Genomic DNA, 18,034 nt, shown 5'->3' on the forward strand with positions numbered 1-18,034 from the left:
AACCCGCCGTAGACCCGGCCTCTGTTGCGGACAGCCTGGCCGCGTAACCTGCGCGCAACACGGGTTTGACTGGCGGGCAACATCTGCTCCATAGCGTCAGGCCGCGGATCTCACCAAGAAAAGGAGCATTCTGTGACGGAAACGACGCCCGACGACGTCTTCAAACTCGTAAAAGACCAAGGCATCGAGTTTGTCGACGTCCGGTTCTGTGACTTGCCGGGCATCATGCAGCACTTCACAATTCCGGTTTCGTTTTTCGACGAAAGCGTCTTCGAGGACGGCCTGGCCTTCGACGGGTCGTCGATCCGCGGGTTCCAGTCGATCCATGAATCCGACATGTTGCTGCTTCCCGACCCGGCCACCGCGCAGATCGATCTGTTCACCGAAGCCCCGACGCTGAACCTCAACTTCTTCGTGCACGACCCGTTCACCCTCGAGCCGTATTCGCGCGACCCCCGCAACATCGCCCGCAAGGCCGAGAACTACTTGGTCAGCACCGGCGTCGCCGACACCGCCTACTTCGGCGCCGAGGCGGAGTTCTACATCTTCGACTCGATCAGCTTCGACTCGCGCACCAACGGCTCGTTCTACGAGATCGACGCGATCTCGGGGTGGTGGAACACCGGCTCGCCGACCGAACTCGACGGCAGCCCGAACCGCGGCTACAAGGTGCGCCCCAAGGGTGGCTACTTCCCCGTCGCCCCCGTCGACCACTACGTCGACCTCCGCGGCAAGATGCTGCAGAACCTGATCAAGGCGGGCTTCAGCCTGGAGAAGGGCCACCACGAGGTGGGCACCGGCGGCCAGGCCGAGATCAACTACAAGTTCAACACGCTGCTGCACGCTGCCGACGACATGCAGCTGTACAAGTACATCGTCAAGAACACCGCGTGGCAGAACGGCAAGACGGTCACCTTCATGCCGAAGCCGCTGTTCGGCGACAACGGCTCCGGGATGCACACCCACCAGTCGCTGTGGAAGGACGGCAACCCGCTGATGTACGACGAGACCGGCTACGCCGGCCTGTCGGACATCGCCCGCCACTACATCGGCGGCCTGCTGCACCACGCCCCGTCGCTGCTGGCCTTCACCAACCCGACGGTGAACTCGTACAAGCGCCTGGTCCCCGGCTTCGAGGCGCCGATCAACCTGGTCTACAGCCAGCGCAACCGCTCGGCGTGCGTGCGCATCCCGATCACCGGCAGCAACCCGAAGGCCAAGCGGCTGGAGTTCCGTTGCCCCGACTCGTCGGGCAACCCGTACCTGGCCTTCGCCGCCATGCTGATGGCGGGCCTGGACGGCATCAAGAACAAGATCGAGCCGCAGGCGCCGGTCGACAAGGACCTCTACGAGCTCCCGCCCGAGGAGGCCGCCAACATCCCGCAGGCGCCCACCCAGCTGTCCGCGGTGATCGACCGCCTCGAAGAGGACCACGAGTACCTCACCGAGGGTGGCGTCTTCACGCCCGACCTGATCGAGACGTGGATCAGCTTCAAGCGGGAGAACGAGATCCTGCCGGTCCAGATCCGCCCGCACCCGTACGAGTTCGCGCTCTACTACGACGTCTAAGCCGGCAAATCTCTGCCAGCTGCGGGAACCCGGTCGGTGAGGTCCGCACCCACCAGTAAGCCGTCCGGGTCCCGCAGCGGCGCCGGCCTCGGAGCGCGGGTCGCGCCAGTCGCTAGATGAGTGAGCGCACCAGCTTCTTGTTGACGAATTCGTCCATGCCGTAGCGGCCCAGCTCACGACCGAAGCCGGACCGCTTCACCCCACCGAACGGGGTCTCGGCCTGGTCGAGCGATACGCCGTTGATGTACACCATGCCGGCGTCGATGCGGTCGGCTACCCGGTACGCCTGCTCACGGTCTGTGGTGAAGACGTACGAGCCCAGACCGTAGGGAGTGTCGTTTGCGACCGAAATCGCCTCCTTCTCGCTTCCGACCCTGAACACCATGGCGACGGGACCGAAGAATTCCTGCAGGTAAGCATCGCTGTCGGCGGTGACGCCCGTCAGTACGCCGGGCGGAAAGAACGCGCCGTGCCGTTCGCCGGCGGCGACGAACTGTGCACCCGCGTCAACCGCCTGACGGATTTGGGCCGCGAGCCGGCTGGCCGCCGCCACCGAGGACAGCGGCGCGAGGTCGTCGCTGCCCGCTGCGAGCATCTTGGCCGTGAAGCGCTCGAGGAACTCGTCGTAGAGCTCATCGATCACGATGAACCTCTTCGCCGCGTTGCACGACTGACCGGTGTTGTCCAGGCGCGCAGCCACCGCGGCGTCCACAACAGCGTCCAGGTCGCCGGTGCTCAACAGGATGAACGGGTCGGATCCGCCGAGCTCCAATACAACCTTCTTGAGATTTCGGCCGGCGACCTCTGCGACGGCCGCACCGGCGCGTTCGGACCCGGTCAGCGAGACACCGGTGATCCGCGGGTCGGCGATCATGGCGGCGGCCTGTTCGTTGGTGGCGTAGACATTCACGTAACAGCCGGAGGGGAAGCCGACGTCGTCATAGATCTTCTGGATCGCGGCCGCCGAGCTTGGGCACTGAGGTGCATGCTTCAGCACGATCGTGTTGCCGATCATGAGGTTCGGGGCCGCGAACCGGGCGACCTGATAGTAGGGGAAGTTCCACGGCATGATCCCGAGTAGCGGACCCAGTGGCGCGCGCTTCACCACGGCGGTTCCCTCGGCGTCAGGCCCCAAGTTCACGGGCTCGTCGGCTAACAGCGCCTCACCATGTTGGGCGTAGTACGTATAGATGTCGGCGCTGAAGTCGACCTCTGCCGCAGAGTCGGCGAAGGGCTTGCCCATCTCGGTGACGATGATGCGTGCGAGCTCGTCGCGGCGTTCGCGGTGCAGTTCGGCGACGGCGCGCAGGAGGGATGCGCGCTCAGCCGGCGCCGTCGACCGTCCCCACGACGTGGCAGCCGAGGCCGCCGCTTGCAGGGCGGACTCGATCTGTCCGTCGGTCGCCTCGGGGAAAGTCTCCACGATCTCCCCCGTCGCTGGATCGGTGACCACGTAGCTACTCACTGGATTCCTTTCTGATGGTGTGAAATACCCCAACCACGGGCCTACCGAGCCGCCGTGACGTCGCCACCCACGCGCTGCGCGAGCCACACCGGGATGGCAGCGACAACGGTGAGCACCGCGGCGGCGACGTTGATCACGGGCGCCTGGTTGGGGCGGAAGAGGTTGTCGAAGATCCACAGCGGCAGCGTCTTCGTCGACCCGGCAGTGAACGTGGTGACGACGATCTCGTCGAAGCTCAGCGCGAAAGCCAACAGCCCGCCGGCGACCAGCGCGCCGCGCAACTGCGGGAACGTCACCCATCGAAAGGTCTGCCAGGCGGTGGCGCCAAGGTCTGACGATGCATCTTCGAGGCTGGACCCCATCCGACGCAGGCGCGCCTGGACGTTGTTGAACACCACCACGATGCAAAAGGTGGCGTGGGCGACGATGACGGTCGCAAGGGTCAGCCGGACACCGAGCACCGAGGTGAACGTCGTGCTCAGCGCGATGCCCGTGACGATGCCCGGAAGGGTGATGGGCATCGTGAGCAGCAGGCTGACACCCTGACGCCCGAAGAATTGGTAGCGCTGCAGCGCGAAGGCCGCCATGGTCCCCAGGGCCAGTGCGATCGCTGCGGCGCAGGCACCGACGAGCAGGCTGGCCGCCAAGGCCTGCCACGCCCCGCTGCTGTGGGCGGCCGCCCGCCACCATTGCAGCGTGAGACCGGAGGGCGGAAAGGCGAACGTCCGCGAGACGTTGAAGGAATTCACGACCACGAAGATCAGCGGGAGGTAGAGAAGTACCAGAACCGATACGGCCCATGCCGCTGTGAACCGTCGCAGACCCCGCGACAGCACCATTACGACCCCTCCTCGAGAACCCCGGTGGCACGCAGCGCGAACAGATACATCAGCACCGCGGCGAGGGGCACGTAGCACAGCGCCGCCGCAAGCGGTTGGTTGTTCGCGGTGACCAGCTGCCCGTAGATCACGTTGCCGAGCAGCTGCGCCTTGCCGCCGACGATCTGCACGGCGATGTAGTCGCCCAGCGACAACGAGAAAGTGAAGATCGACCCCGCCGCGATGCCCGGAAACATCAACGGCGCCGCGATCCGGCGAAGGGTTGTGCCGCCCCCGGCGCCCAGGTCGGAGCTCGCCTCCCACAAGGAGTCCGGAACACGGTCGAATGCCGTGAAGACCGGGAGGATCATGTACGGCAACCACAGGTAGGACAACGTGATGATGGTGGCCGGCAGCCCGTAGCCCACGGCGTGCCCGCCGGTCAGCCAGTCGAGCGGGCCGGACGGCGCAAGCAGGCCCCGCCAGGCGTAGGCCTTCACCAGATAGTTCGCCCACAGCGGCGTCGTCACGGCGACGACGAGGCCGACGCGCGCCCGCGGTGGCGCGATCTTGGCCATGAACAGCGCGACGGGGACCGCCAGCAGCGCGTCGATCACGGTGACCGCGAGCGCAACCAGGATGGTGCGGACCGTCACGGTGCGGAAGAGGGGATCGCTGAACACGGCCTGGAAGTTCGCCAGGGTGTAGACGCGCGAGACTTCCCCGGTGAAGTCGTTCACCGACCAGAACGCGCTGACCAACAGCACCGCCATCGAGGCCAGGTAGGCCACCGTCAGCCATCCGAGCGGAGGCAGCAGTAGCAGCGTCAGACGCAGCCGCGACCGTCCGGCGAGCAACGCCGATTGGGCGCCGGCGGCAGCCCGGGGCAGGCGTGTCAACCCTTGATCTGCTGCCATTTGTCGACCCATTCGTTGTAGGCCGTGCAGTTGTCGCCGCTGCCGTCGACGCACTGTTTCTGCGGCGACGTCCAGTAGTGGATGTCGGCGGCGAACTTCTCGTCGGTCGCGTGGTAGACGTCGCAGAAGTCCTTTTGAGCAGTGTGTTCACACGCCTTGGTCTGCGCGGGAGCCTCGCCGAAGTATTCGGCGACCTGCGCGTTGATCTCCGGCGACGAGATCCAGTTCATCCACTTGTACATGCAGTTGGGGTGTGCGGCTTTCGCCGAGACCATCCAGGTGTCCGACCATCCCGTGGCGCCCTGGGTCGGCAGCACGGTGTTCACCCGCACCTTGTTGTCGGACCCTATGGTGTTGGCGATGACCTGCCAGGCCGTGCCGATCACCGAGGTACCGGACTCGAACGCCTGAACTTCCTTGGTGTAGTCCGACCAGTACTCACCGATGTTTTCGCGTTGCTTTTTGAGCAAGTCGACCGCGGCGTCGAGCTGTCGGGAAGTCAGCGAATACGGGTCCTTGATCCCCAGCTCCGGCTTGGTCTTCGACAGGTAGAGCGCCGCATCGGCGATGTAGATCGGTGAGTCGTAGGCCGTGACCTTGCCCTTGTACTTGCCGGCGTCGTCGAATACCGCCGCCCATGAATTGGGTGCGTCACGCACCACGTCGACGTTGTACATCAGCAGGTTGGCACCCCAGCCGTGCGGGATGCCGTACATCTGACCGTCGACGGAGTTCCACGGCTTCTGCTTGAGGAACGGCGCGATGGTCGCGTAGTTGGGCACCAGGGCGGTGTTGACGGGTGCGACCGCACCGCCGTAGATCATTCGCAGCGAGGCGTCGCCGGAGGCGGAGACGCCGTCGTACTGGCCCGTGCGCATCAACTGCACCATCTCGTCGGAGGTGTTGGCGACCTTGACGTTCACCTGGCAGCCGGTCTGGGTGGCGAACGGGTGCACCCAGTCGTCGGACTTGTTGTTGGAGCCGTCCTCGGCGTAGCCGGCCCAGGCGATGATGCTGAGCTGTCCCTCGCCGTTGCCCAGCGTCTGCAGCTGGGCGATAGTGGGCGGCTTGGTGCCGCCGGTGCCCTGTGTCGCCGGTTTCGATGACGAGCAACCGCCCACCGCCGAGGCGAGCGCCACAAGAGCGGAGCCGAGCGCGGCGGCGGCTTTGAGCCTGATGTTCAACTGTTGTCTCCTCTGCTTGGTTCCGGCCCCGGCCGGTCAGCCGGCGAGCGGGTGCAGGGCGTCCTCCGACCAGGCGAGCGTGACCTTGTCGCCACGGCGCACCGGATCGGCATTGCCGGCGGTGTTGAGGTTGGTGACCGTCAGCGTCGTGGCACCCACGTCGGCCAGGAACCGTGTGCTGGCGCCGGCGTATACGACCTCTGCCACCGTGGCGGTGCGGGCGGTGCGTCCGATGGGGACGTCCTGACCGTCAGGGACGATCGCGATCTTCTCCGGGCGCAGCGCCCAGGTGCCGCGACGCCCCAGCACCTGCTCGGCGGTCGTGTCCGACAGCACGTTCGATGTGCCGACGAATCCTGCGACGAAGCGGTTGGCGGGGGCCTCGTAAACCTCACGCGCGGGTCCCACCTGCTCGATCCGTCCCTCGTTGAACACGGCCAACCGATCGCAGAGCGTGAGCGCCTCGTCCTGGTCGTGGGTGACGAACACGAAGGTGATGCCGACTTCGCGTTGAATCGCCTTGAGCTCGACCTGCATCTGCTCGCGCAGCTTGAGGTCGAGTGCGCCAAGCGGCTCGTCGAGCAACAAGATCGCCGGGCGGCATACCAGCGCGCGGGCGAGCGCGACCCGCTGGCGCTGGCCACCCGACAGCTGGTGCGGCTTCTGCTTGCCGCGGCCCCCCAGCCGGACCATCTCCAGCGCGTCGGCTACTCGCTTGGCGCGCTCGGCCTTGGGCACCTTCTTGACTCTCAGGCCGTAGGCGACGTTCTCCCCGACGTTCAGGTGCGGGAACAAGGCGTAGTCCTGGAAGACGGTGTTGACGTCGCGACGAAACGGTGGCAGGCCGGTCGCGTCGGTGCCACCGAGCGCGACGACGCCGCGGGTCGGCTGCTCGAACCCGGCGATCATCCGCAGCACTGTCGTCTTGCCCGACCCCGAAGGGCCGAGCATCGCGAAGAGCTCGCCGGCGAAGATATCGAGGTCGACGCCGGCGACGGCCGTCGTGGATCCAAAGGTCTTGCGGACATCCCGCAGGGAAATTGCCGGTGTCTGGCAGGTGGCCCGGCTGCTCACGGCGAAAATCTATAACCTTAGTTTTTATATCGCAACCGGTACGGCAGAATGACACCGGGCGTCAGAGAGGATGCGATGGCACGGCACTACTACGGGCACGCGACAGCGGCGGTTTTCGCCCCGCTGAAGCCGACGTTTCGCGCCGAATTCGTGGTCCGGCGACTTCGCGACGCCATCGCTCTGGGTCTGCTTCCGGACGGAACCCAACTGCCGGGCGAAGCAGACCTCGCGGCGTCCCTCGGTGTGTCGACCGTGACGGTGCGTGAAGCGCTTGCCGCGCTGCGTAACGACAGGCTGCTGGAAACGCGACGGGGACGCGGCGGCGGGAGCTTCGTTGTGCTGCCGCCGGGTGGTGCCACCACGATCATCCGCCGCCGGCTCCACGACCTGAGCCTGCTCGACCTCCGCGACCTGGGGGACTTTTACACGGCAGTGTCCGGAGCGACCGCGGCCTACGCGGCTCGACGCGGTACGACGGACGAAGTCGACCAGATCTGCCTCGCGGGCGACCAGTTCGCCGCCGCTTCCGACGTGGGCGCCAGGCGCCAGGCCGACGCGCGCTTACGCCTGCTGATCGCCGCCACCGCACAGTCGCCCCGGCTCTACACCGCCGAGGTCGAATTGCAGGCCGAGATCGGCACGCTGCTCCGGCTGACTCTCGAGCTGGACGATTCTTACCGCCGCGACGTGGCACTTGTGACGGAGTTGTGCGCTGCGCTTCGCGATTCCGACGAGACGCGGGCCCGGCAGGCCGCCGAGCAGCGAGTGCGTGAGGCGACCGCCCGACTGATCGAATTGCGGATCGACCGGGAACATCAGTGAGATTGACTGCAACGCGACAGCAACTCGATGCCGTCCTGGACGGCCTGGCCCGCCTGGCGGGGGAAGCCTTCTCCGCGGCCGATCGCATCCAAGCGGCGGTCGGCGCCCAGCTCGGGGACGGCCTGCGACCCACTCGCGACGATCTCGCCCTCGTCGAGCCCGTGGCCACCGAAGTGCTCACTGCTGCCGAGTCCAACATCGAAGGTGTCGGGTTCGTGGTCGCGGCGGGCCTAATGCCGGAAGCCCGACTCTGGCTCGAGTGGTTCGTGCGTGACAGGCACGGGCGCGCGAGCCGACTTGAAGTCCACCCGGACCCGCTGGATACGGGTCTGCAGGACTACGAGCAACTCCCCTGGTACGCCGTTCCGCGCACTAGCCGTGCGCGCCACGTGACCGGCCCGTACCTCGACAGCCTGTGCAGTGAGGATTACATGCTTACATTCACCCAGCCCATGACGGTGAATGGCACGTTCCTCGGCGTCTCCGGAGCCGACATCACGGTTCGCGCAGCCGAGCGGACCCTGCTCCCGATTCTTCGTTCCATCGCATCGCCCGTGGCCGTCGTCAATTCACAGGGACGCACACTGATCAGCAACACAGGCGCGCTCCTGTGCGGCGAACTTGTCGGGAGACCTGTGGATGAACTCAGCGCCCTCTCGCTACCGGGGATACCCCTACACGTGGTCGCGCTCGACGAGCGTCGCTGACGCCGGTTCGCCTCGGCCCCCCGTGACACTGCAGTCACGTTGACGTCCGAGCGTGACAGCAGTGTCACGCTCGCCGGAGGATCCAGCCACCCACCGTGCGCCCCACGATTGACCGTCGGCACTGACACCGCGCGCCTGATCGACCGGCCTAGCCGTCGAGCGCCAGATCCTTGCGGAACCGCCGCATGCCGTCGATCTTGTCGTCCAGGCTGGCATCCGGGCCCGCATAGAACATCCACGGCATCGTGATGATCCCCGTGATGCCCGCGTCGGCGGCGCGCCGGTAGTCGGCGGTGGTGAAGGCGTCGGTGAGCGGCGTCAGAACGGTGAAATCGTCCAGCGACAAACCGCTTTCGGCCCGCAGTTCGCGCAAGCGGCCCACCGCCTCGATCGCGCGATCGGTCTTGATCAGGTCGCCGATCCAGCCGTCGTTACGGGCCGCTCGGCGCAGCGCGGCGTCACTGAGCCCGCCGACGTAGACGGGGATGGGCGGCGGCGTCGGTTGCATCTCCAGCCGCGGCGCCCGGTAGAACTCTCCGTCGAACTCCGTCCAGCCGGGCTGCCACAGTGCCCGCATCAGGGCGATCATCTCGTCGGTGCGTTTGCCGCGCGCGTCGAATCGCTCGCCCATCAAGGCGAATTCCTCCCGGCACCAGCCGACGCCGATGCCGAGCTCCACGCGGCCCGAGGCCAGAACCGCGGCCGTGCCAATGGCTTTCGCCGCCGAGTACGGGTTGCGCATCGCCGGGATGTACACGGTGGTGACGAACCGCAGCCGGCTGGTGACCTGTGCCAGCGCGCCGGCGAGCACCCAGGGATCGGGCCAATCGGTGAACGGCTGCCAGCGCCGTTGCCCGTCCTTGGTGTAGGGGTACGGGGTGTCCAGGGTCTCCAGGTTGACGACGTGGTCTGGGATCCCGATGCCGTCGTAGCCCAGTTCGTCCGCGGCCCTGGCGATCTCGACGATCTCCCGGGTGTTCAGGAAGGCGCTGCTGACGTAGAACTTCAACGCGACTCCCGCGCCCACGACGGCTCGATGAAGACGCCGTCGGCCTCGACGGTGACACCCGCGGCGTCCGAAATAGTGCCGCGCGCAAAGGCTTTCACGCCCTCCTTGCGGTCGATCCACGCATCGCAACGAAGCGGTCCCAGCGGCGTTCCGCGCAGGTATTTCACGGTGATGGTTCCGGTGAAACGTGGCTTGGCCAGCCCCTCGCTGGCCGCCTCCCCGAGCATGTGGTCGAGCACCAAGGCGCTCACACCGCCGTGCACCAGGCTGGGCGGACCCTCGTAGGCCGACCCGAGGACGAACTCGCTCCAGCAGCGGCCGCCGCCCTCGTGGTGCACGACGATGGGCGGGGCGATCGGGTTGCACACGCCGACCGCCGCGTTGCCCAGGGGCAGCGCGCGGCCGTCGACGCGGTAGCTCACCCCGACCGGCCGCGTGCGCTGCCGCAACGAGGCGGTGACGGCCTCGACCGCGGACCGCGCCTCGGCGATGACGTCGTCGTCGGCCTCCGTCCGAATGGTGGCGTCGATGAGTTCGCGGACGGCGTCGGCCAACGGGGCGTACAGCGCCTTCACCCGATCCGCCTCCGCCGCGCTGAGCACCTCGAATATGGCATCCAACGCGCCGACCTCCCGACTCAACTACCGAACACCTTCCGCACCACGGCCTTTGCCCGGCGCGTCACCCGAAGATAGTTGTCCAGGAATTCCCCGCCGTCGTCGGTCGGCCAACCCGCCGCGACGGCGACCGCGTTGAGCTGGCGGCCGGGCCCGGGCAGCTGATCGGTCGGCTTGCCGCGCACCAGCACCAGCGCGTTGCGGGCCCGCGTCGCGGTCAGCCAGGCCTGCCGAAGCAGGTCTACCTCCTCGGCCGGCACCAGCTCCGCCGCGGCGATCGCGTCCAGAGATTCCAGCGTCGAGGTGTTGTGCAGCGCCGGGATTTCGTGCGCGTGCCGCAGTTGCATGAGCTGGACGGTCCACTCGACGTCGGCCAGGCCGCCGCGGCCCAGCTTGGTGTGGGTGTTGGGGTCGGCGCCCCGGGGCAGCCGCTCGGACTCGACGCGGGCCTTCATGCGGCGGATCTCCTGCACCGCCTCGGCCGAGACGCCGTCGGGCGGGTAGCGGGTCTTGTCGGCCATCAGCAGGAACCGCTCCCCCAGGTCCGCGTCGCCGGCCACCGCGTGCGCGCGCAGCAGGGCCTGAACCTCCCACGGCTGCGCCCACTGCTCGTAGTAGGCGGCATAGGCACCCAGCGTGCGGACCAGCGGACCGCTGCGGCCCTCGGGCCGCAGGTTCGCGTCGACCTCCAGCGGGGGATCCACGCTCGGGGTGCCCAAGAGCGCGCGCACCTGCTCGGCGACCGTCGCCGACCAACGGATGGCCTGAGAGTCCTCGACACCGCGAGAGGGTTCGCAGACGAACATGACGTCGGCGTCGGAGCCGTAGCCCAGCTCGGCGCCGCCGAGGCGTCCCATCCCGATCACCGCGATCTTCGCCGGCACCTGGCCGCCGGCCGGCAGGTTGGCCGAAATCATCGCGTCCAGCGCGGCCTGCAGGACGGCCACCCACACCGAGGTCAGCGCCCGGCACACCTCCCGGACTTCCAGAAGTCCCAGCAGGTCCGCAGACCCGATGCGCGCCAGCTCGCGGCGGCGCAGCGTCCGCGCGGCGGCGATGGCCCGCACGGGATCGCGATGGCGCGCGGCCGACGTGATCAGGCCTCGGGCCACGGCCTCGGGCTCGGTTCCGAGCAGTTTGGGGCCGTGCGGGCCGTCGCCGTAATCCTGGATGACGCTGGACGCGCGCAGCAGCAGGTCGGGGACGTACGCCGAGGTACCGAGCACGTGCATGAGCCGCTTGGCCACTGCGGGCTTGTCCCGAAGCGTCGAAAGGTACCAGCGCTCCCCCGCCAGCGCCTCGGACAGCCGCCGGTAGGACAGCAGCCCGGCGTCCGGGTCCGGCGCGTACGACAGCCAGTTCAGCAGCCTGGGCAGCAGCACCGCCTGCACCCGGCCGCGGCGGCCGCTCTGGTTGACCAGGGCGGACATGTGCTTCAGCGCCGTCTGCGGCCCCTCGTAACCCAGCGCGGCCAGCTGCCGCTCGGCGGCCTCCGACGTCATGCCGTTGGAGATCTCCAGGCCGGTCGGCCCGATCGATTCCAGCAGCGGCTGATAGAAGAGCTTGGCGTGCAGCTGGGAGACGCGCACGTTCTGGTGGCGCAGTTCCTCGCGCAGCACACCCGCCGCGTCGTGCCGCCCGTCGGGCCGGATGTGGGCCGCGCGCGCCAGCCACCGCACGGCCTCCTCGTCGTCCGCCTCGGGCAGCAGGTGGGTGCGCTTGAGCCGCTGCAGCTGCAGGCGGTGCTCGAGCAGCCGCAGGAACTCGTACGAGGCGGTGAGGTTCGCGGCGTCCTCCCGCCCGATGTAGCCGCGCTGCCCCAGCGCGGCCAGGGCATCCACGGTCGACGCCACGTGCAACGACTCGTCGCTGCGGCCGTGTACCAGCTGTAGCAGCTGCACGGCGAATTCGACGTCCCGCAATCCGCCGCTGCCCAGCTTGATCTCGCGGGCGCGGACGTCGGCGGGCACCAGTTGCTCGACGCGGCGGCGCATGGCCTGCACCTCGCCCACGAAATCCTCGCGCTCGCAGGCGACCCACACCATCGGCATCAACGCGGCCAGGTATTGCTCACCAAGATCCTTGTCCCCCACCGCCATTCGGGCTTTGAGCAGCGCTTGGAACTCCCAGGTCTTGGCCCAGCGCTGGTAGTAGGCCACGTGCGACTCGAGCGTGCGGACCAACTCGCCACTGCGGCCTTCCGGCCGCAGCCCGGCGTCCACCTGGAAGAAGGCCTCCGACGCCACCTTCATCATCTCGCCGGCCACGCGGGCGCTCAGCGCGTCGGCGCGTTCGGCGACGAAGATGACGTCGACGTCGCTGACGTAGTTGAGTTCGCGCGCACCGCATTTGCCCATCGCGATGACCGCCAGCCGCGGCGGTGTGCGGTTCCCGCACACGCTGACCTCGGCGACCCGCAGCGCGGCCGCCAGCGCGGCGTCCGCCAGGTCCGACAGCTGGGCGGCCACCACGGTGAACGGCACGACGGGCTCGTCTTCGACGGTCGCGGCCACGTCCAGCGCGGCCAGCACCATCAACTGGTCGCGGTACAGCGTGCGCAGCCGGGTGAGCGCCGAACCCGGTCCGGCCAGCGCCTCGTCGACGCACTGGGTGAACATTTCCAGCAGCTGGTCGCGCGTGGGGAGTTTGACGCTGCCGCGCAGCAGCTTCCACGACTGCGGATTGGCCACCAGGTGATCGCCGAGGGCCAGCGACGCGCCCAGCACGGCGAACAGCCGGCCGCGCAGGGGGCGTTCGGCGAGCAGGGCGGCGTCGAGCTCGTCCCACCCGGTGTCGGGATTCTCGGACATCCGCACCAGGGCCCGCAGCGCCGCGTCGGGGTCCGGCGCGCGCGACAGCGACCACAGTCGGTCCACGTAGGCGCGGTCGTCGCGGCCGTACCAGCCCAGCTCCGTGAGGCGGTCGCTCGCCGGGGGGTCCACCAACCCGAGCCGTCCGACGCTGGGCAACCTGGGGCGCTGCGTCTCGGGTTTCGTCACGCCCACGACGGTAGCGCAACGCGTTCGTCTCTCAGCCGAGACGGCACGCCGCGGGGCGAGGACGGGCTACAGCGAGAGGTAGGTGCTCAGCTCGTAGGGCGTGACGTGGCTGCGGTAGTTGGCCCACTCGGTGCGCTTGTTGCGCAGGAAGAAGTCAAAGACGTGCTCCCCCAACGTCTCCGCGACCAGTTCGGAGGCCTCCATCGCCCTGAGCGCGCTGTCGAGGCTGGTGGGCAGCTCGCGGTAGCCCATCGTGAGGCGTTCCTCGGGGGTCAGGTCCCACACGTTGTCCTCGGCCTGCGGCCCCAGCACGTAGCCCTTCTCCACCCCGCGCAGCCCGGCGGCGAGCAGCACGGCGAACGCCAGGTAGGGGTTGCAGGCCGAGTCGGGGCTGCGCACCTCGATCCGCCGCGACGACGTCTTGTGGGGCGTGTACATCGGCACCCGGACCAGCGCCGACCGGTTGGCCGCCCCCCACGACGCGTTCGTGGGCGCCTCGCCCCCCTGCACCAGGCGCTTGTAGGAGTTCACCCACTGGTTGGTGACCGCGCTGATCTCCGAGGCGTGCTCGATGATCCCCGCGATGAACGACTTGCCCACGTCCGACAGCTGCAGCGGGTCGTCGGTGCTGTGGAACGCGTTGACGTCGCCCTCGAACAGGCTCATGTGGGTGTGCATGGCCGAGCCGGGGTGCTCGCCAAAGGGCTTGGGCATGAACGACGCTCGCGCGCCGTTCTCGATCGCCACCTCCTTGATGACGTAGCGGAACGTCATCACGTTGTCGGCCATCGACAGGGCGTCGGCGAAGCGCAGGTCGATCTCCTGCTGGCCCGGCGCGCCCTCGTGGTGGCTGAATTCGACCGAGATGCCCATGAATTCGAGCGCCTCGATGGCGTGTCGACGGAAGTTCGATGCCGAGTCGTGCACGGCCTGGTCGAAGTAACCCGCCGTGTCCACGGGCACCGGCCTCGACCCGTCGTCGGGGCCGGGCTTCAGCAGGAAGAACTCGATCTCCGGGTGCACGTAGCAGGAGAACCCGAGGTCGTTGGCCTTCTGCAGCTGGCGGCGCAACACGTGCCGCGGGTCGGCCCATGACGGCGAGCCGTCCGGCATGGTGATGTCGCAGAACATCCGCGCGGAATGATGGTGGCCGGACGAGGTTGCCCAGGGCAGCACCTGGAACGTCGACGGATCCGGGTTGGCCACTGTGTCGGATTCGGAAACGCGCGCGAAGCCCTCGATGGAGGACCCGTCAAAGCCGATACCTTCCTCGAACGCGCCCTCGAGTTCCGCCGGGGCGATGGCGACCGACTTGAGGTAACCGAGCACATCTGTGAACCAGAGCCGAACGAAGCGGATGTCTCGTTCCTCCAGCGTGCGGAGGACGAATTCCTTCTGTCGATCCATGACCCGACAGTATGCGGCGCCTGTTAAATCCGTGTTACCCCTAGTATTAAATAGCCCGCTCAGAACCGTTGCGCCGCCCCGGGCGCGCAGCTCAGGGCTGGCAGCGCAGCGACGCCGGGGGCACCGTCAGGTTGACCAAGTAGCGCACCACCGTCGTGTCCACGCACTGGTCGCCGTTGAAAACCGCGGTGTGCTGGGTTCCGTCGTAGGTGATCAGCGGGGCGCCCAGCTGGCGCGCCAGGTCGACGCCGGACTGATACGGCGTGGCCGGGTCGTGAGTGGTGGAGACCACGACGACCTTGCCGGGCGCGACGCGCGGCGCAGGGTGCGGCGTCAGCGTGGCGGGCAGCGGCCACAGCCCGCACAAATCACGCGGCGCATTTCCGGTGAACTGCCCGTAGCTCAGGAACGGCGCCGCCTGGCGAATCCGCTGATCGGCCGACACCCAGCTCGCCGAGTCCGTCGGTGCAGGCGCGTCCACGCACCGCACGCCGTTGAACGCGTCCTGGTCGTTGTTGTAGTGCCCCGTCTTGTCGCGGCCCTCGTAGTCGTCGGCGAGCATCAGCAGGTCCCCGGCGTCAGTGCCGCGCGCCAGCCCCAGCAGTCCGCTCGTCAGGTATTTCCACCGCTCCGGCGTGTAAAGCGCGTTGATGGTGCCGGTGGTCGCGTCCGCGTAGCTCAGACCTCGCGGGTCCGACGTCCGACCCGGCCGCGCCACGAGCGGGTCGACCAGGGCGTGGTACCGGGCGACGAATTGGGCCGGGTTGGTGCCCAGCGGGCAGCCCGCCGATCGGGCACAGTCGGTGGCGTAGTCGTTGAACGCCGTCTGGAATCCCGCCATCTGCGTGACGTTTTCGTCCACCGGCCCGACCGTGGGGTCGATCGCGCCGTCGAGCACCATCGCGCGCACGTGGGTGCTGAACTTCTCCAGGTAGGCGGTGCCCAGCTCGGTGCCGTAGCTGTAGCCGAGGTAGTTGATCTGGTCCTCGCCGAGCGCCTGGCGAACGAGGTCCATGTCGCGGGCGACGGACGCGGTGCCCACGTTGGCCAGGAACGCGGCGCCCATTCGGTTGACGCACTGCTGGGCCAGCTGCCGGTAGAGCTGTTCGATGTGCGCCACACCGGCGGGGCTGTAGTCCACCATGGGTTCGCGCCGGTAGGCGTCGAACTCGGCGTCGGTGCGGCACCGCAGCGACGGCGTGGAGTGACCTACGCCCCGCGGGTCGAAGCCCACCAGGTCGAAGTCGCGCCGGATGTCGGAATTCTCCAGGCCCGACGCCATCCCGGCGACCATGTCCACCGCGGACGCCCCCGGGCCCCCCGGATTGATCAGCAGCGATCCGATCCGCTTGCCGGTCGCGGGCACGCGGATGACGGCCAGTTTGGCCTGGGCCGCACCCGGATTGTTGTAGTCCACCGGGACCGACACGGTGGTGCAGCGGGCGGTGGTCGGGAGGTCGCTGGTGTCGGTCAGGATCTGGCTGCAACTGCCCCAACTGGGCCCCGACACCGCGGCTTGCGCCGGCGTGGGGGCCGGGGTCTGCCCGGCACCCGGTTCCGGGGTCGCCCCCACCACCGGTGCCTGCGCCGCGGCCAGCATCCCGAACGACAGCAGCGCCGAACTCAGCGGTCTCAGGCGCGGCATGGGTCTAGATCGTTGCAGCCGTGCGTACCCGTGACAGCGCGAAACGATTACGCCTTGGTCTCGCCTCCGCGTGTCGTCGAGCTTTTCGCGCGTCCGACCGCCCCGTTCGAGCCGAGCGAGCGTGCGCGAAGTGCCAGCCTGCCCAGCGTGTCGTCGTGCCGACACGCACGCTCGCCGGGAGAAGGGTCAGCAGCCCATCAGCACTTGGCGCCGCTCGGCGGGGTGTTGCCGCCGATGAGATACGTCGTCACGTAGTCGTCGATGCAGCTGTCGCCCTGGAAGACCACCGTGTGCTGGGTGCCGTCGAACGTCAGCAGCGATCCGCGCAGCTCGTTCGCCAGGTCGACGCCCGCCTTGTACGGGGTGGCCGGGTCGTGGGTGGTCGACACGACCACAGTGGGTGCCAGGCCGGGCGCCGTGATGGTGTGCGGCTTGCTGGTGGGCGGCACCGGCCAGAACGCGCAGGTGCCCAGCGGCGCGTCCCCGGTGAAGGTCCCGTAGCTCATGAACGGGGCGATCTCTCGGGAGCGGCGATCCTCGTCGATGACCTTGGCGCGGTCCGTGATCGGGGGCTGGTCAACGCAATTGACGGCCACCCGGGCGTCGGTGGCGTTGCTGTAGTGGCCGTGCGCGTCGCGGCGCATGTACATGTCGGCCAGCGCCAGCATGGTGTCGCCGCGGTGGTCGACCAGCTCGCTCAGGCCGTCGGTCAGGTGGCGCCACAGGGTCGGCGAATACAGGGCCATGATGGTGCCCACGATGGCGTCGCTGTAGCTCAGGCCCCGCGGGTCGTTGGTATGGGCGGGCCTGCCGACCATCAGGTTGTTCGGATCGACCAGCGGGTCGACCAGGCTGTGGTAGACGTCGACCGCTTTGGCCGGGTCCGTCCCCAGGGGGCAGTTCGCCTGCTTGGCGCAGTCGGTGGCGTAGTCGTTGAACGCGTCCTGAAAGCCCTTGGCCTGCCGCAGGTCCGCCTCGATCTGGTCGGCGTTGGGGTCGACGGCGCCGTCGAGGATCATCGCCCGCACCTTTGTCGGGTAGGCCTCCGCGTAGGCCGAGCCGATCCGGGTGCCGTACGAGTAGCCGAGGTAGGTCAGCTTGTCGTCGCCCAGCGCGGCGCGGATAGCGTCCAGGTCCTTGGCGACGCTGACCGTCCCGACGTTGGCGAGGAAGCTCTTGCCCATCTTGTCGACGCAGCGACCGACGAACTCCTTGGTCTCGTCCTCGATGTGAGCGACCCCGGCCGGGCTGTAGTCGACGTTGGGCTCGGTGCGCAGCCGGTCGTTGTCGGCGTCGGAGTTGCACCAGATGGCCGGCCGCGACGAGCCCACCCCGCGCGGATCGAAGCCCACCAGGTCGAAGCGTTCGCGCACCCGCTTGGGCAGCGTCTGGACGACGCCCAGGGCGGCGTCGATCCCGGACTCGCCCGGGCCGCCGGGGTTGATCACCAGCGAGCCGATCTTGTCGCCGGTCGCCGGGAAGCGGATCAAGGCCAGGACGGCCACATCACCATCGTCGGTGTGGTCGTAATCGACGGGGACGGCCAGCTTCCCGCACATCGCCCCGGCCGGGATCTTGGCCTTGGGGTTGGACGAACGGCACGGCGTCCACTCGATCGGCTGGCCCAGCTTGGGCCCGAACATGACGGCCCGGCCGCCGACCACCCGGACGCAGCCCCCGATGAGCAGGGCCACGATAGCCAACACCGTCCAGATCAGCAGCGTGCGCGCGATCCTGTCGCGGCGAGTCGGGCCCATGCCCACCTATGCTGCCAGAGCCAACCTGAGATTCTGATGAGCGC

The 18,034-nt window shown here is 68.2% G+C and carries 14 protein-coding genes; 3 read left to right on the forward strand and 11 right to left on the reverse strand.

All coding sequences use genetic code 11. The features are described 5' to 3' along the window. Window positions 1-132 precede the first annotated feature (132 nt). On the forward strand, window positions 133-1,569 hold the full coding sequence (gene glnA, locus G6N56_RS05750) for a type I glutamate--ammonia ligase (protein ID WP_085255667.1): 1,437 nt from the start codon (window positions 133-135) through the stop codon (window positions 1,567-1,569). A 112-nt stretch (window positions 1,570-1,681) separates the two neighbouring features. Here glnA (G6N56_RS05750) and G6N56_RS05755 read toward each other — a convergent pair whose 3' ends face one another. From G6N56_RS05755 to G6N56_RS05775, 5 genes are read right to left on the reverse strand one after another with little or no spacing between them, the layout of a single operon-like run. Further along, window positions 1,682-3,034: an aldehyde dehydrogenase family protein gene (locus tag G6N56_RS05755; RefSeq protein WP_085255666.1), complete on the reverse strand. Its 1,353-nt coding sequence runs from the start codon at window positions 3,032-3,034 to the stop codon at window positions 1,682-1,684. Between the two features lie 41 nt (window positions 3,035-3,075). Next, window positions 3,076-3,870 (reverse strand): ABC transporter permease, encoded by a 795-nt coding sequence (locus tag G6N56_RS05760; RefSeq protein ID WP_456299250.1) that lies wholly within the window; start codon window positions 3,868-3,870, stop codon window positions 3,076-3,078. A gap of 2 nt (window positions 3,871-3,872) precedes the next feature. Further along, window positions 3,873-4,769: an ABC transporter permease gene (locus tag G6N56_RS05765; RefSeq protein ID WP_085255664.1), complete on the reverse strand. Its 897-nt coding sequence runs from the start codon at window positions 4,767-4,769 to the stop codon at window positions 3,873-3,875. Further along, complete coding sequence (locus tag G6N56_RS05770; RefSeq protein WP_085255679.1) at window positions 4,748-5,947, reverse strand: ABC transporter substrate-binding protein; 1,200 nt, start codon at window positions 5,945-5,947, stop codon at window positions 4,748-4,750. Before G6N56_RS05770 ends, G6N56_RS05765 begins: the two co-directional genes overlap by 22 nt. Before the next feature lie 42 nt (window positions 5,948-5,989). Continuing rightward, on the reverse strand, window positions 5,990-7,027 hold the full coding sequence (locus tag G6N56_RS05775) for an ABC transporter ATP-binding protein (RefSeq protein ID WP_142280594.1): 1,038 nt from the start codon (window positions 7,025-7,027) through the stop codon (window positions 5,990-5,992). Window positions 7,028-7,102: 75 nt separating this feature from the next. Between G6N56_RS05775 and G6N56_RS05780 the strand changes: the two genes are divergently transcribed. Further along, window positions 7,103-7,849, forward strand: a complete 747-nt coding sequence (locus tag G6N56_RS05780) for a FadR/GntR family transcriptional regulator (protein ID WP_085255662.1) — start codon at window positions 7,103-7,105, stop codon at window positions 7,847-7,849. A 2-nt stretch (window positions 7,850-7,851) separates the two neighbouring features. Then, window positions 7,852-8,556: a cache domain-containing protein gene (locus G6N56_RS05785; RefSeq protein WP_085255661.1), complete on the forward strand. Its 705-nt coding sequence runs from the start codon at window positions 7,852-7,854 to the stop codon at window positions 8,554-8,556. A gap of 148 nt (window positions 8,557-8,704) precedes the next feature. Here G6N56_RS05785 and G6N56_RS05790 read toward each other — a convergent pair whose 3' ends face one another. The 6 genes from G6N56_RS05790 to G6N56_RS05815 form a co-directional block, all read right to left on the reverse strand. Next, window positions 8,705-9,565, reverse strand: coding sequence for a TIGR03619 family F420-dependent LLM class oxidoreductase (locus G6N56_RS05790; RefSeq protein ID WP_085255678.1), 861 nt, complete (start codon window positions 9,563-9,565; stop codon window positions 8,705-8,707). Continuing rightward, window positions 9,562-10,206, reverse strand: a complete 645-nt coding sequence (locus G6N56_RS05795; RefSeq protein WP_085255660.1) for a PaaI family thioesterase — start codon at window positions 10,204-10,206, stop codon at window positions 9,562-9,564. Before G6N56_RS05795 ends, G6N56_RS05790 begins: the two co-directional genes overlap by 4 nt. Beyond that, the gene (locus G6N56_RS05800) at window positions 10,203-13,187 is read right to left on the reverse strand and encodes a bifunctional [glutamine synthetase] adenylyltransferase/[glutamine synthetase]-adenylyl-L-tyrosine phosphorylase (protein WP_085255659.1); all 2,985 of its coding nucleotides are present in this window, start codon (window positions 13,185-13,187) and stop codon (window positions 10,203-10,205) included. The genes G6N56_RS05795 and G6N56_RS05800 overlap by 4 nt, the downstream gene beginning before the upstream one ends. Before the next feature lie 60 nt (window positions 13,188-13,247). Then, window positions 13,248-14,588, reverse strand: coding sequence for a type I glutamate--ammonia ligase (glnA, locus tag G6N56_RS05805; RefSeq protein WP_085255658.1), 1,341 nt, complete (start codon window positions 14,586-14,588; stop codon window positions 13,248-13,250). Between the two features lie 91 nt (window positions 14,589-14,679). Then, window positions 14,680-16,233 carry an alpha/beta hydrolase gene (locus G6N56_RS05810; RefSeq protein WP_085255657.1) on the reverse strand — a complete coding sequence of 518 codons (1,554 nt, stop codon included), beginning with the start codon at window positions 16,231-16,233 and terminating at the stop codon, window positions 14,680-14,682. Between the two features lie 197 nt (window positions 16,234-16,430). Continuing rightward, on the reverse strand, window positions 16,431-17,996 hold the full coding sequence (locus G6N56_RS05815; protein WP_142280593.1) for an alpha/beta hydrolase: 1,566 nt from the start codon (window positions 17,994-17,996) through the stop codon (window positions 16,431-16,433). Window positions 17,997-18,034: the final 38 nt, after the last annotated feature.

The sequence above is a fragment of the Mycobacterium saskatchewanense genome (genome assembly GCF_010729105.1).
GTDB lineage: Bacteria > Actinomycetota > Actinomycetes > Mycobacteriales > Mycobacteriaceae > Mycobacterium > Mycobacterium saskatchewanense.

What these genes read in the sequence shown, in the direction of transcription:
- G6N56_RS05765 (WP_085255664.1), bottom strand. Translation starts at nt 4,769, where the DNA reads ATGGCAGCAGATCAAGGGTTGACACGCCTGCCCCGGGCTGCCGCCGGC.
- G6N56_RS05780 (WP_085255662.1), top strand. Translation starts at nt 7,103, where the DNA reads ATGGCACGGCACTACTACGGGCACGCGACAGCGGCGGTTTTCGCCCCG.
- glnA (WP_085255658.1), bottom strand. Translation starts at nt 14,588, where the DNA reads ATGGATCGACAGAAGGAATTCGTCCTCCGCACGCTGGAGGAACGAGAC.
- G6N56_RS05810 (WP_085255657.1), bottom strand. Translation starts at nt 16,233, where the DNA reads ATGCCGCGCCTGAGACCGCTGAGTTCGGCGCTGCTGTCGTTCGGGATG.